The sequence below is a fragment of the Ruegeria sp. CH5 genome, from assembly GCF_056537025.1.
Window position 1 is genome coordinate 185,594 of the sequence record NZ_JBQFQT010000002.1, and the last position, 13,333, is coordinate 198,926.

Consider the following 13,333-nt stretch of genomic DNA (forward strand, 5'->3'; position numbering starts at 1 on the left):
CTTTTTTGCTGCGATCATTCCGACAGTTTACGCCGCGATTTATTGCATCTGTCCTAACCCGTTGTCAGGTAAGGAATTCCAACGCGCGGGCAAAGACCTGCGGATCGACATTCCCGCCCGATGCCACGACGATAACGGCGTCGCCCTGGATCTCGTCCTTGCGGAACAACGCCGACGCCAACGAGACTGCCCCACCCGGTTCCAGAACGACCTTGAGGCGCAGGAACGCCAAGGCCATGGCGCGGAGAGCCTCGTCTTCGGATACCGCCAATCCCGGTCCGCAGAGGCGACGGAGGATCGGGAAGGTGATATCACCGGGCCGCGGTGTCAGGATCGCGTCGCAGATATTGCCTGCGGCTGCGTTGTTGGTCTGAACGGACCCCGAGGCCAGGGATCTTTTGACATCGTCGAATCCTTCGGGCTCGCAGGGGCGTGCCCTGAGACCCGGCGCATGTTTTCCCAAGGCAAGTGCCACGCCTGAGGTCAGTCCACCGCCACCACAGCATACCAGAACATCGGCGTCGGTCACGCCGAGATCGCGCGCCTGCCGCGCCACCTCGAGGCCGACGGTACCCTGACCGGCGATCACCTGCGGTTCGTCATACGGGCGGATCAACGTAAGACCGCGCTCCCGGGACAACGCCTCGCCGATCTCTTCGCGGCTTTCATTGGAGCGATCATAAAGGATGACCTCGGCGCCCAAAGCTCGGGTGTTTTTGATTTTCAGAGCCGGCGCGTCGGACGGCATGATAATGACGGACTGAACACCATGAAGTGTAGCCGCATGCGCCACGCCCTGCGCGTGGTTGCCTGATGAATACGCGATGACCCCGCGTTTGCGAGCCTCGGCATCCAGGGCGGAAATCGCAGACCACGCGCCGCGAAACTTGAAGCTTCCAGTGTGTTGAAGACACTCGGGCTTGACCAGAACGCGCCGCCCGGCAAGTTCGTCCAAAAACAGCGATGTGAGGATCGGGGTTTCGCGCGCGTGCCCTTGCAGGCGCACGGCAGCGGCTTCGATCAGGTCAATTGTGCTCATATCAAATCCAGTACCTTGCGAATGACGGTTATGGACTGCGGTTCGTCCAGAAAAGGAACATGGCCCCGGTCGGGCACTTCGGCCGAAATCAACCCCGCATGACGCCGGTGCATCTCTGCAAGTGTCTGGGCGCTAAGCAAGTCCGAGTTCGCCCCACGGATCACTCCGGTGGGAAGCGGGTTCAGGGCTTCGAACAATGGCCACAAATCAGCGGGCGGGCCCGCTGCAATCTGTTCTTGCAACGCGGTTCTCAATGCGGGGTCATAGCGCAACCGCAGGCCGGTGCCGGTTTCTTCGTACTGGAATGCGGCCTGCTTTCTCCAGGTTTCAATCGATACGCCCGGAAACTGCGGGTCCATTGCCTGTTTCAGCGCAAAAGCGGCCTGTTCCAGCGTTGTTGCGGCAGGAGCCTTGCCGACATAATCCATGATGCGCCCGATGGCCGACGGTTCGATTACGGGGCCCACATCATTCAAAATGACGGCACTCAGACGTTCGGGGCGAATTGCGGCGAGGGTCATGGCAATCAACCCGCCACGCGAGGTGCCAAGGATGCTGGCCCGATGGAGCTTCAGATGATCCAACAACTCGATCACGTCCTGTGCCTCGCGCGGAACGGTATAGTTGCGATAATCCGGATCAAAATCCGAGTCTCCGCGCCCCCGATAGTCCATCGTAATGACACGCAGTCTGTTGGCGTACGGCGTGAAGAAGGAAAAATCCCGGCTGTTTCTGGTCAGGCCGGCAAGGCACAGCAGCGGCTTGCCGCTGCCTGTATCTTCGTAGGTCAGGCGCAGACCGTCAGACGTCGTGAATTGTGGCATCAAACGCCTGCCAGTTCCGGAATCGAGGTCAGGTCGGACAGGACATGCGCCGGGGTCCACGGCAAGCGGTCCATCGGCTCGCCGGCGCGGTTGACCCAGGCCGTAACGAACCCGTACCCGCTGGCTCCGGCGGCGTCCCAACCATTCGAGCTGACGAACAGAACGTTCGATCGTTCGCACCCGAAACGGTCGCACACAAGATCATAGACCCGGGCATGCGGTTTGAAGACGCCGACGCTTTCGACTGACAGTATGTCGTCCAATACGCCGCCGATACCCGCAGATCTGACCGCGCCTTCCAGCATGGGCGGCGATCCGTTTGACAGGATTGCGGTCTGCATCCCGCCATCCTTGAGCGCCTTCAGCATGGCCGGAACCTCGGGATAGGCCTGCAGTTCCCAATACAGGTCCAGCAGTCTCTGCCGCAGCGCTGGGTCCCCCTGCAGGCCTGTCGCCTCGAGCGCCCAGTCCAGGCCATCCTGCGTTACGTCCCAGAAATCGGCATGTGCGTCCGCCACAGCACGCAGCCACGTGTATTGCAGCTGTTTCAACCGCCAGTGGTTGGCCAGTTCAGGCCACTTGTCACGCAGCGCATCCTGGCCCGGTTCGGCGGCCGCCTGACGCGCGGCTGCGGCCACGTCGAAAAGGGTTCCGTACGCATCGAAAACGCAGGTTGTGATCGCCATCTGCCTCTCCCCATCTTCCGGGGCAGGTTGGCACAGGCCATGCGCGGGTTAAAGCGTAAAAGGGTTTACATTGCCGGGTCAGTCTCTAGGTTGGACCGCTCATTCCAAACTCAGGTCGGAGACAGTCATGACCGCGATCAAACAAGGCGACACGGTTCGCATTCACTACACTGGAACTTTGCGGGACGGCAACGTTTTTGACAGCTCGGAAGGACGCGATCCGCTTGAGTTCGCCGTGGGGTCCGGCCAGATCATTCCCGGTCTGGACGCCGCACTGCCGGGCATGGAAATTGGCGAGAAAAAACGTGTCGAAGTGGATTGCCAGGACGCTTATGGGCCGATCAATCCCGCGATGCGCCAGGACGTCCCGCGCGAAGGCATCCCGGACGACATCCCGCTGGACCCCGGCACCCAGCTGCAGATGCAAACCCCCGATGGTCAGGCGCTGCCTGTGACCGTGGTGGACGCCAACGAAGAAACCGTGACCCTGGACGCAAACCACCCGCTGGCGGGCCAGGATCTGATCTTCGACATCGAGGTCGTTTCGATCAACTGATCAGCGCGCGTTCAGCCGCCCAACAATGACCCAACCGCCTCGCGAAGCTGCGGTTGGGTATAGAAGATCCACAATACCAACAATGTCGTCAGGGTCAGCAGCAGCGTTCGCGCGCGGCTGCTGAGCACTCCGGTCTTGCGACGAGAGTGAGATGCACGCGTATTGGTCGCGATTATCCGGTCTAGTTTGCTCATGTGATATCCCTGCCGCTGAAGTTTGGTAAAATCTTGGCAACGACAGGGAAAGATCGCGTCACATGAAGTCGGGTTGAGGCATTCCCAAGATGTGGAAACCGCCGTCTACGCGAATGATTTCACCGGTGGTGCAGGCCCCTGCGTCCGACGCAAGGTAAACGGCCGTGCCGCCAACCGCTTCGAGCGTGGCGTTCGATCGCAGCGGGGCGTTCTGGTCGCAGAACTTGTAGGTCTTGCGAGCCCCCCCGATGGCCGCGCCGGCCAGGGTTTTCATAGGTCCGGGCGAGATGGCGTTGACCCGGATCCCGTCGGGGCCCAGATCATTCGCAAGATAGCGAGTCGCCGATTCCAGTGCAGCCTTTGCAACACCCATGACATTGTAGTTCGGCACGACCTTGTTCGAACCCTGATAGGTCAGGGTGAGCAGCGTCCCGCCGTTTTCCTTCATCATTGGATAGGCGCGACGGGCCACTTCGATGAATGAATAGGCCGAGACATCCAGCGAGTGCTTGAAATTCGCCCGCGTGGTGTTCAGGAACCGCCCGGTCAGTTCGGTCTTGTCCGAGTAGGCGATGGCGTGGACAAGGAAATCAATCGTTGGCCAACGGGAGGCCAGTTCGTCGAAGGCCCGGTCCAGCGATGCGTCATCGGTCACGTCCGCATCGACCATGAAGTCGCTGCCCAAGCTCTGTGCAAGCGGTTCCAGCCGTTTTCCGAAGGCCTCGCCCTGGTAGGTGAATGCCAGTTCAGCGCCTGCCTCGTGCATGGCCTTGGCAATGCCCCAGGCGATCGACCGATCATTGGCGACGCCCATGATCAGCCCGCGCTTACCCTTCATAGAATCCGACATCATAATCACCCGTTATACTTGGACAGAATCATGGAACCGTTGGTGCCACCAAAGCCGAAGCTGTTGGTCATGACACTGTCCAAACCTGCGTTTTCAACAACCTCAGTTGCAATTTCGCCGGGCTGGATGCCTTCGGCCAGCGTGTCGACATTGATCGACGGCGCAATGAAATCATGCTGCAGCATCAAGAGGCAGAAAATCGCCTCGAGCGCGCCGGCAGCACCCTGAGCGTGGCCGGTCATCGACTTGGTCGAGGAGATCGGCGGCACATTGCCCTCGCCGAAAATCCGGCGGACGGCTTCGACTTCGCCCACATCTCCGACCGGTGTCGAGGTCCCGTGGGCGTTGATGTAGCCGACCTTGCGGCCTTCGGGCAGGGTGGACAAGGCCAGGCGCATCGCGCGCTCTCCACCTTCTCCCGAGGGTGCGACCATGTCGTGCCCGTCCGAGGTTGCGGCATAGCCCGTCACCTCGGCATAGATCTTCGCGCCCCGGGCCAGAGCATGTTCCAGCCCTTCCAGAACGACGATGCCGCCGCCGCCCGAGATCACGAACCCGTCGCGGTTCTGATCAAACGCGCGCGAGGCTTTTTCGGGCGTGTCGTTGTATTTCGAGGACATCGCGCCCATCGCATCGAACAGGCAGGACAGGGTCCAGTCCAGTTCTTCGCCGCCACCGGCGAACATCACGTCCTGTTTGCCCAGCATGATCTGCTCGGCCGCGTTTCCGATGCAATGCAGCGACGTCGAGCAGGCCGAAGTGATCGAGTAGTTGATGCCCTTGATCTTGAACGCGGTCGCAAGGTTGGCCGAGATCGTCGAGCACATGCATTTCGGAACGGCAAACGGTCCGATGCGCTTGGTTGCGCCGGTTTTCAGAACGGTCTGGTGCGCCGTCAGCATGGCGCTGGTGGAAGGGCCACCGGACCCGGCAACAAGACCCGTACGCGGATTGACGACCTGATCTTCGCTCAGCCCCGCGTCAGCGATTGCCTGGCTCATCGCGATATGGGCATACGCGGCGCCTGGCCCCATGAACCGCAAAGTGCGCTTGTCGACCTGTTCCGACACATCGATCTTGAGCGTCCCTGCAACCTGGCTGCGGAAGCCGTGCTCGACCATCTGCTCGCTGGCCTCGATGCCGGACTTACCCGCCTTGAGCGAGGCCAGAACCTCTTCGGCATTGTTCCCGATGGAAGAGACAACCCCCAAACCGGTGACGACGACGCGACGCATTTGCGTTCTCCTGTGTTCCATTCCCTGTTGACTGTCAGTCAGCTGGGGTCAGCTTTCCGACAATGCAACCTTCATGTCCTTGACCTGATAGATGACTTCGCCATCCGCTTCGACCCGGCCATCCGCCACACCCATGGTCAGGCGGCGGGTCTGGACTGCCTTGGTGAAGTCCACGTAGTAGGTCAACATCTTGCGGTCAGGGCGCACCATGCCTGTCAGTTTCACTTCGCCCACACCCAGCGCATAGCCGCGACCCTGCCAGCCACGCCAGCCGAGGTTGAAACCGGTTAGCTGCCACAGTCCGTCAAGACCCAGACAACCCGGCATGATCGGGTTTCCGGGAAAGTGGCAATCGAAGAACCAAAGGTCCGGTGTGATGTCGAATTCGGCCACGACATGCCCCTTGCCGTGCGCGCCGCCGTCGCCTGAAATGTCGGTGATGCGGTCCATCATCAGCATCGGGGGAGCCGGAAGCTGAGCATTTCCGGGGCCGAAGAGTTCGCCGCGGGCGCATTTCAGCAGATCGTCCTTGTCAAAGCTGCTTGGGAATTGGGCCATTCTGCCGCGTCTCCTGCCAGGGGTCTGTTTATTCAATCTGGCCTCGTCTATCACCCGTTTGCAAGGTCCTGCAAGACCACCCGAACACATCCGGCCCGCCGGAGCCGCTGGTTGCGAATGAATTTCATTTGAAATTGGTGGTGGTCGGCACTTATATATTGGGGCAGGGGAAATTGGGTAATGGTTTCATGACAGCTCAAAGCCGGGACATCGCTACGAACTGGTTGGTTGACGCCGGGCTGCGCCCGACGCGCCAGCGTGTTGCCTTGGCCGAATTGCTGGTGGGCGATGGCCGCCACCGACATGTCACCGCCGAAAGCCTGTTCGAGTCGGCCAAGAACAAGGGCGATGCCGTGTCCCTTGCAACGGTCTACAATACCCTGCGCGCCTTCTGCGATGCCGGCGTTCTGCAGGAAATCACCGTGGACGGCTCAAAAAGCTATTTCGACACCAACACCCATGACCACCCGCATTTCTTCTGGGAGGACGAGGGCCGACTGAGCGATGCGCCGTCCGAGCAACTGGTTATCCAGCGTCTGCCCGAAGCGCCGGCCGGGGTCGAGATCGCGTCGGTGGACGTTGTCATCCGGCTGCGCAAAAAGCGCTGATCACAGTTTCCCAAGCGACCTAACCAGAGCCTGTTCAGCAGCAGCGATTGTCGTGTCCGCAGGGCCGGTGCCGTGACGAGCTAGAATCACGGCCTCGGTGGCATCGGGGTCGCTGATCGGCAGGCTCAGCAGCCGCATCCGATCATAGCTGAGGCCGTTTTGCGGGCTGGCATAGCTGATGCCCACCCCTTCACCATGGGCCGCAAGACTGCGTTGGATCTCGAGCGATTCCGCGCGGTAGGACACGCTGGGGTGCAGCCCATGACGCCGGAACAGGCCCAAGACATGCTGCGCTGACAGACCTTCTTTGGACAGGATGAGCGGGTATTGCTCAAGCTCGGCAAGTGAAACGCTGCCTTGCCCGGCCAAAGGGTGCGCGGGACTGACCAGCGCGTTTGGCGTACTGTCCAGCAGCTTGTGGCGTGAGAAACCGGCATCGAGGCCCAGATCATAGGTGAGCGCCAGATCGAAACGGCCGTCGGTCAATCCGCTGATCAAGCCTTCGAAAGTGTCTACCCCGTGGGTCAGAACGATATCGGGAAGGGTGTCCCTGATCGTTTGCATTGCCCGCGCCAGCAGGAACGGTGCAAGATCTACAAAACAACCCAACTTCAAACGGCTTGTTCCGGCAACCAGGGCTTTCGTCTCTTCGATCCGGGCAGCGCTCGTCAGCAAGGCTTCGGCCCTGTCGATGAACTCGCGCCCCTGAGGCGTCAGCGACATTGCCGCGCCGCGTCGGCGCGAGAACAGCGGATGGCCCAGGTGTTCTTCGACCCGGGTCAGCGCGTTTGAAAGCGCAGGTTGCGAAACGTTCAGGTGCTGTGCCGCGGCGGACAGGCTTCCGTGTCGCCCAATGGCGCAAACATATTCGTATTGGCGCAAGGTGATATATAACATGGAGTTAATGCTTATTTTGAAAGATATGATTTGAACAGGGGTGCCGGACATGTGCAAATCGGCCTCAGCAAATGACGGAGACCAACATGCCACACCCTCTTGTTTCCCCGGAGATGATCGAAACCTATCGCAATGACGGGGTTGTTCTGGTCAAGGGCCTGTTCGCCGATCACGTTGATGCCTTGCGGGAAGGGGTGGCACGCAACATGGCTGATCCCGGGCCATATGCGTCGGAAAACAAGAAAGAAGGCGAAACCGGCCGTTTCTTTGACGACTACTGCAACTGGTCTCGCATCCCCGAGTTTCGGCAGGTCATTCAAGCCTCTCCGGTTGCCGAGGTTGCTTCCGACCTGATGGAGTCCCGTTCGGTCCAGATTTTCCATGACCACGTTCTGGTAAAGGAGCCCGGCACCTCGATGGCCACGCCGTGGCATCAGGATGGGCCCTATTACTTTGTGGAAGGGCGTCAGACGATAAGCTTCTGGTCGCCGCTCGACCCGGTGACGCAGGCGACTCTGCGGTGCGTGGCGGGGTCTCACCTGTGGGAAAAGGAAGTGTTGCCGACGCGCTGGGTTTCGGAGGAGGGTTTCTTTCCTGACGAGGGCCAGTACATCGCGGTACCAGACCCCGTGGCCGAAGGGATGCGGATCGTTGAGTTCGACATGGAACCCGGCGATGCGGTCGCCTTCAACTTCCGAACCCTGCACGGTGCCAGAGGAAACCAGTCGGACAGCCGGCGCCGCGCCTTCTCGCTGCGGCTGGTCGGGGATGACGCCCGGTATGTCGAGCGTCCGGGCCGGACGTCGCCGCCGTTTCCGGGGCATGACATGCGGGCTGGACAACGACTGCGCGAGGACTGGTTCCCGATTCTGCTCAATCGCTGAGCCGTTCCGGCGCGCTCAGAACCACTGGCCAGGTTCCATCAGGCCAAGGTCCAGCAACTGGTGCGAATTCCATTGGAAAGGAACCGAGGAGGGGCAGCGGAAACTGGGAATATCAAAGGTCGATCCCGCGTTGCTTTTCAGAGCTTTGGCGGCGCGGAACGAACAGATGGCAGCCGTCAGGTTGTGATGCCAGGGGCAGGCATAGGTGTTGTACTCGGGCTCGCTAAAGGTGTGATCGGGTTGGAGGGTCAGACCCTTGCAGCTTTTGAACAGCGCGATCCGATCGATCCGGCGCCGTTCGTACGGGATGTGATCCTCAAACCGCCAACGCAGGCCACCGGACATGTCCAACTGACGCTCCAGCGGTTGTCCCGATCGGTCGTGCCGGGAATGAGCATAATATCCAGTACTGTCCAGCATCGCATGATCCGGGGCCACACCGTTGGGATAGGCGGACAGGTCGTCGGCGTAGATGTCGATCACGTGGCAGAGCATCGCGTCGCGCCGCTCCTCGGCGTGAAAGGCCAGCATCTCGCCGACCGTGCGCGTTTCGCAGAACGGAAAGAACAGGTATTCCGAGTTGTAGCAGTAGTACAGCCAGATGTTTGGCGCCGCCTGAATGACGCGATTTATGGTGTCGAAAACCACGTTTCTGGGCGAGCAGCGCATCGTGACCCGGTGCACCCGGTCCAGGATTTCAGGCAGGATCGAAAACTGGGCCGGTGCAAATACGATCACGGATTTGAACCCCAAGTCCAAGTGATGGCGCAAGGTCCCATCAAGCTCGACATCGTCTTCGGCAAAAACCAATGCGACCGGCCCCTTGGTCAACGCTGCCCGGCCCGATTTCAGAAAGTGGTCGAGGGATTCGTATTTCATTGCCCGCGTGTAGCCTGCCTTGCTGGAAATATCCGTCAAATTCGGGTAATTGCGCCAGCATTGCAAGCGGCGTTCGATGGGTATAGACGACGCCGGTCCAGCGAACGCAAAAGGCCCAGCCCATGTCCGAACCGAAAAAGCTGTATATCAAGACCTATGGCTGTCAGATGAACGTCTATGACAGCGAACGCATGTCCGAGGCGTTGGGCGGGCAGGGCTATGTGGAAACGCAGTCGCCCGAAGATGCGGACATGATCCTGCTGAACACCTGTCACATCCGCGAAAAGGCGGCCGAGAAGGTGTATTCCGAACTGGGCCGCTTCAAGGGATTGAAGGCCGAAAAACCCGATCTGAAGATCGGCGTGGCCGGTTGTGTGGCGCAGGCCGAGGGCGAAGAGATCATGCGCCGGCAGCCGCTGGTCGATCTCGTCGTCGGCCCGCAAAGCTACCACCGCCTGCCCGAGTTGGAGGCCAAGGCGCGTGCGGGCGAAAAGGCGCTGGATACCGATTTCCCCGAAGAAGACAAGTTCGAGAAGCTTAAGAACCGTCCCAAGGCCAAGCGCGGCCCGACGGCGTTTCTGACCGTGCAGGAGGGTTGTGACAAGTTCTGCGCCTTCTGCGTCGTGCCCTATACCCGCGGGGCCGAGGTCAGCCGCCCCGCCGACCGCATCCTGCGCGAGGCACAGGACCTGGTCGAGCGCGGCGTGCGCGAGATCACGCTCCTTGGCCAGAACGTCAACGCCTATCACGGTGCCGGACCCGATGGCGACATGACCCTGGCCGGGTTGATCTGGGAATTGAACAAGATCGATGGGCTGGAGCGCATCCGGTTCACAACCTCGCATCCCAACGACATGACCGACGACCTGATCGAGGCGCATGGCACCTGCGAAAAGCTGATGCCCTATCTGCACCTGCCGGTGCAGTCGGGGTCGGACAAGATCCTCAAGCGGATGAACCGCAGCCACACCGCCGAAAGCTATCTGCGACTGATCGAGCGGATCCGGGAAGCGCGCCCCGACATCCTGATGTCGGGTGATTTCATCGTGGGTTTCCCCGAAGAGACCGAAGAGGATTTCCAGGCCACGTTGGATCTGGTCGAGCAGGTCCGCTATGGCTATGCGTATTCGTTCAAGTATTCGACCCGGCCGGGCACGCCCGCGGCCGAGCGTCCTCAGGTCGATCCGCAGGAGGCGGACGACCGTCTGCAACGCTTGCAGGCCCTGATCACCCGGCACCAGCGAGAGATCCAGGATGCGATGGTTGGTCGGACAGTCCGGGTTCTGTTTGAGAAACCCGGGCGTCTGGCCGGACAGATGGTTGGCAAGTCCGAGTATCTGCATGCCGTCCACGTTTCCGGAGCCGATCTTTCGGCGGGAGATCTTCGCAACGTCCGGATCACGGCCTCGGGCGCTAATTCACTGGCCGGCGAGGTGCTGTGACCGGGCTGCGGTTCACCGCTCACGCAACATTCGTGGCGTTTGTTTCCAAAATTTACCCTTGATTTATCGCTTGGAACTATGGTCGGAGAATAGCCAGAATTCTCGGGGCCGTGTTTCAGGTGGCCTTCGGGCTTTACATCGGCGGGGCTTCGGGTCGTCCGGGCACCGCAATGGAGGGTACGAGTGACACGTCAGGCAGGTATTCGACAAACAGGGGTGGGCCGTGTTCTGGCCGGCCTATTGCTGGCCGCCAGCGCAGGTATTCCCACTCATGCGGGGGATTTGGACGGCGCCGTTTCCGATCCGGTCGTGTTGGGGCCGGAGCGTTATTCCAAAGACGTCAGCGCCTTTTATCTGGGGTTCAGCGCCGGGTATGGATCAGGCGGAACAGACCAGTTCGGGCTCGCTACCAATGCGGGCACCTTTCCCATCGGCAAACTTGACCTGAGCGGTGCCTATGGCGGGATACGGGGCGGTTGGCGCGGTGTTCTGCCTGCGCGTGGCGGGCGCGATTACGTCTACGGATTTGAGATCGGGTACGATTTCGCGTCGCTGGATGACAGTGTCACCACGCAGATAGGCACCACGACCGTTCAGGGCGGTTCCGAGATATCGGATGTGCTGTCGCTGCGGTTCAAAAACGGGCTGACCAACCCCAGCGGTTCGGTTCTGTATTTCGTTACCGTCGGGTTCGTTCAGGGTGAAATCGAAACGACCAACAGCCTGTCCAGCGGCGGCACCACTCAGTCTTTCGCAAGCGATGACCGACGCAACGGATTCGTTGCCAGCATCGGGGCCGAGCATCAGTTGAACGACAATTGGTCCGTCACCGGCGAATTCGAATATGTGCAGTTCCAGTCGAAGGTCGTCGATTTTGGCTCGGGCTTCTCGACCAAATCCACGCCCAGCTACCAGGGGATTCGCGTCGGGTTGAACTACAAGTTCTGATCCCAAGGGCGGATTCCGGCCTGAGATTTCATCGCGCCGGGCCATGAATTCCTTTCCGCCTGACCGATTTGCGATCAGTTGCTCAGATTTTTGAATCTGTGGCTTGCGCCGACCGACTCTTGTTGTCTACGCTTGGGGTGACAACGCCAAGACAGGAGAACGGATTGGCCATCGGTGCCCTTACCCCACCGCAAGATGAAATGCCCGCGAACGAGGCGTTTGTTGAATTCCCTGACAACCGATTGTTGATTGATCTTTGCGGCGAATACGACCGCAACCTGGCCGAGATCGAGCGGAAGCTTTCCGTTCAGATCGTGCGCCGCGGCAACCAACTTGTCGTCATGGGCGAAGACGAGCTTCAGAAGCAGGCGATCGAGGTTTTGCAGGCCCTTTACACCCGACTGGAAGGCGGGCGCGACGTCGAAGCCGCCGACGTTGATCGCGAATTGCGGATGGGCAATTCCGAGGCCGGAACCGGCTCGCGTGATGGCGACCAGCTTGAAATGTTCAAGGGTGGAACTGTCGAAATCAAGACCCGCAAAAAGCTGGTCGAACCCCGTACAGACGCGCAAAAGGCTTATGTGCAGTCGCTGTTCAACAACGAACTCGCCTTCGGCATCGGCCCGGCGGGAACGGGCAAGACCTACCTTGCCGTGGCTGTGGGTGTGTCGATGTTCATCGGCGGACATGTGGATCGAATCATCCTCAGCCGCCCAGCCGTCGAAGCCGGCGAAAAGCTGGGTTACCTGCCCGGAGACATGAAGGACAAGGTCGATCCTTATATGCAGCCGCTTTACGACGCGTTGAATGACTTTCTGCCAGGCAAGCAACTGGCCAAGCTGATCGAGGAAAAGCGGATCGAAATCGCCCCGCTGGCGTTCATGCGCGGGCGGACACTGGCCAATGCCTTCGTTGTATTGGACGAGGCCCAGAACGCCACGACGATGCAGATGAAGATGTTCCTGACGCGCTTGGGCGAGGGCAGCCGGATGGTGATCACCGGCGACCGGTCGCAGGTGGATCTGCCGCGCGGCGTGGCTTCGGGGCTTGCGGATGCCGAGCGGCTGCTGAAGACGATCCCGAATATCAGCTTCAACTACTTCACATCCAAGGACGTGGTGCGCCATCCGCTTGTCGCGGCGATCATCGAGGCGTATGAGGCCGACTCGGGCCGGGAAACGGGTTGAACCGTCGGAGCTGGGGAATCGGCCTCGGAGCGTTTCGAGATGAACTTGGAAATCACGATCGAAGACCCGCGTTGGCAGGGTCTTGAGCCGTTGGCGCACAAGGCCGTGGCCGCGACGCTGGCGCATTGCGGCGTGGATGCCGATTTGTGCGAAGTCAGCGTGCTGGGCTGCGACGACACCCGGATTGCCGAGTTGAACGCTGAATTTCGTGAAAAGCCTGCGCCGACGAATGTGCTGAGCTGGCCCGCCGAGGAACTTGCGGCGGATCAGCCCGGCGGCACACCGCTCGTGCCCCAGCCGGATTTCACGGGTGACATCGCGCTTGGTGACATCGCGATCTCGTATGACACTTGCTGGCGCGAGGCTCAGGAGGCTGGGAAATCCATGGATGACCACGTGACCCATTTGCTGGTTCACGGAGTGTTGCATTTGCTGGGGTATGATCACATTCGTGACCTTGACGCCACTTTGATGGAACGTGCCGAGGTCGAGATACTTGGCAAAATGGGTATTGATGACCCATATAATGGGTAATGTGGGCCTTGG

The 13,333-nt window shown here is 60.2% G+C and carries 16 protein-coding genes; 7 read left to right on the forward strand and 9 right to left on the reverse strand.

The features are described 5' to 3' along the window. Window positions 1-64 precede the first annotated feature (64 nt). From ACR0JC_RS08235 to ACR0JC_RS08245, 3 genes are read right to left on the reverse strand one after another with little or no spacing between them, the layout of a single operon-like run. Window positions 65-1,039 carry a threonine ammonia-lyase gene (locus ACR0JC_RS08235; protein ID WP_170340419.1) on the reverse strand — a complete coding sequence of 325 codons (975 nt, stop codon included), beginning with the start codon at window positions 1,037-1,039 and terminating at the stop codon, window positions 65-67. Then, entirely contained in the window at window positions 1,036-1,863 is an 828-nt protein-coding gene (locus ACR0JC_RS08240) for an alpha/beta fold hydrolase (RefSeq protein ID WP_170340420.1), read from the reverse strand. Before ACR0JC_RS08240 ends, ACR0JC_RS08235 begins: the two co-directional genes overlap by 4 nt. After that, entirely contained in the window at window positions 1,863-2,549 is a 687-nt protein-coding gene (locus ACR0JC_RS08245) for a haloacid dehalogenase type II (protein ID WP_170339856.1), read from the reverse strand. Before ACR0JC_RS08245 ends, ACR0JC_RS08240 begins: the two co-directional genes overlap by 1 nt. Window positions 2,550-2,676: 127 nt before the next feature. Here ACR0JC_RS08245 and ACR0JC_RS08250 point away from each other — a divergent pair, with 127 nt between their 5' ends. Next, window positions 2,677-3,105, forward strand: a complete 429-nt coding sequence (locus ACR0JC_RS08250) for an FKBP-type peptidyl-prolyl cis-trans isomerase (protein WP_170339858.1) — start codon at window positions 2,677-2,679, stop codon at window positions 3,103-3,105. Window positions 3,106-3,116: 11 nt separating this feature from the next. Here the strand turns inward: ACR0JC_RS08250 and ACR0JC_RS08255 are convergent, their stop codons facing one another. The 4 genes from ACR0JC_RS08255 to fabA are packed head-to-tail and all read right to left on the reverse strand — an operon-like array spanning window position 3,117 to window position 5,942. Continuing rightward, window positions 3,117-3,299, reverse strand: a complete 183-nt coding sequence (locus ACR0JC_RS08255; protein WP_170340421.1) for a hypothetical protein — start codon at window positions 3,297-3,299, stop codon at window positions 3,117-3,119. A 58-nt stretch (window positions 3,300-3,357) separates the two neighbouring features. Then, the gene (locus tag ACR0JC_RS08260) at window positions 3,358-4,149 is read right to left on the reverse strand and encodes an enoyl-ACP reductase FabI (protein ID WP_170340422.1); all 792 of its coding nucleotides are present in this window, start codon (window positions 4,147-4,149) and stop codon (window positions 3,358-3,360) included. A 5-nt stretch (window positions 4,150-4,154) separates the two neighbouring features. Further along, a complete protein-coding gene (gene fabB / locus ACR0JC_RS08265; RefSeq protein WP_170340424.1) occupies window positions 4,155-5,384 on the reverse strand; it encodes a beta-ketoacyl-ACP synthase I in 1,230 nt (409 codons plus the stop codon). A gap of 48 nt (window positions 5,385-5,432) precedes the next feature. Then, on the reverse strand, window positions 5,433-5,942 hold the full coding sequence (fabA, locus tag ACR0JC_RS08270; protein ID WP_093964585.1) for a bifunctional 3-hydroxydecanoyl-ACP dehydratase/trans-2-decenoyl-ACP isomerase: 510 nt from the start codon (window positions 5,940-5,942) through the stop codon (window positions 5,433-5,435). A gap of 188 nt (window positions 5,943-6,130) precedes the next feature. Between fabA and irrA the strand changes: the two genes are divergently transcribed. After that, window positions 6,131-6,550: an iron response transcriptional regulator IrrA gene (gene irrA, locus ACR0JC_RS08275; protein ID WP_170340427.1), complete on the forward strand. Its 420-nt coding sequence runs from the start codon at window positions 6,131-6,133 to the stop codon at window positions 6,548-6,550. Here irrA and ACR0JC_RS08280 read toward each other — a convergent pair whose 3' ends face one another. Further along, a complete protein-coding gene (locus ACR0JC_RS08280) occupies window positions 6,551-7,447 on the reverse strand; it encodes a LysR family transcriptional regulator (RefSeq protein ID WP_170340429.1) in 897 nt (298 codons plus the stop codon). It lies immediately after the preceding gene. A gap of 86 nt (window positions 7,448-7,533) precedes the next feature. Between ACR0JC_RS08280 and ACR0JC_RS08285 the strand changes: the two genes are divergently transcribed. Beyond that, complete coding sequence (locus ACR0JC_RS08285; RefSeq protein ID WP_170340431.1) at window positions 7,534-8,331, forward strand: phytanoyl-CoA dioxygenase family protein; 798 nt, start codon at window positions 7,534-7,536, stop codon at window positions 8,329-8,331. A 15-nt stretch (window positions 8,332-8,346) separates the two neighbouring features. On the opposite strand, the gene ACR0JC_RS08290 is transcribed toward ACR0JC_RS08285, so the two are convergent. After that, the gene (locus ACR0JC_RS08290) at window positions 8,347-9,210 is read right to left on the reverse strand and encodes a glycosyltransferase family 2 protein (protein WP_170340434.1); all 864 of its coding nucleotides are present in this window, start codon (window positions 9,208-9,210) and stop codon (window positions 8,347-8,349) included. 122 nt (window positions 9,211-9,332) lie between these two features. Between ACR0JC_RS08290 and miaB the strand changes: the two genes are divergently transcribed. From miaB to ybeY, 4 genes are all read left to right on the forward strand, one after another. After that, a complete protein-coding gene (miaB, locus tag ACR0JC_RS08295) occupies window positions 9,333-10,652 on the forward strand; it encodes a tRNA (N6-isopentenyl adenosine(37)-C2)-methylthiotransferase MiaB (protein ID WP_170339872.1) in 1,320 nt (439 codons plus the stop codon). A 183-nt stretch (window positions 10,653-10,835) separates the two neighbouring features. After that, window positions 10,836-11,600 (forward strand): outer membrane beta-barrel protein, encoded by a 765-nt coding sequence (locus ACR0JC_RS08300; protein WP_170340437.1) that lies wholly within the window; start codon window positions 10,836-10,838, stop codon window positions 11,598-11,600. 164 nt (window positions 11,601-11,764) lie between these two features. Then, complete coding sequence (locus ACR0JC_RS08305) at window positions 11,765-12,787, forward strand: PhoH family protein (RefSeq protein ID WP_093964591.1); 1,023 nt, start codon at window positions 11,765-11,767, stop codon at window positions 12,785-12,787. Between the two features lie 39 nt (window positions 12,788-12,826). Continuing rightward, window positions 12,827-13,321 (forward strand): rRNA maturation RNase YbeY, encoded by a 495-nt coding sequence (ybeY, locus tag ACR0JC_RS08310; protein WP_170340439.1) that lies wholly within the window; start codon window positions 12,827-12,829, stop codon window positions 13,319-13,321. Window positions 13,322-13,333: the final 12 nt, after the last annotated feature.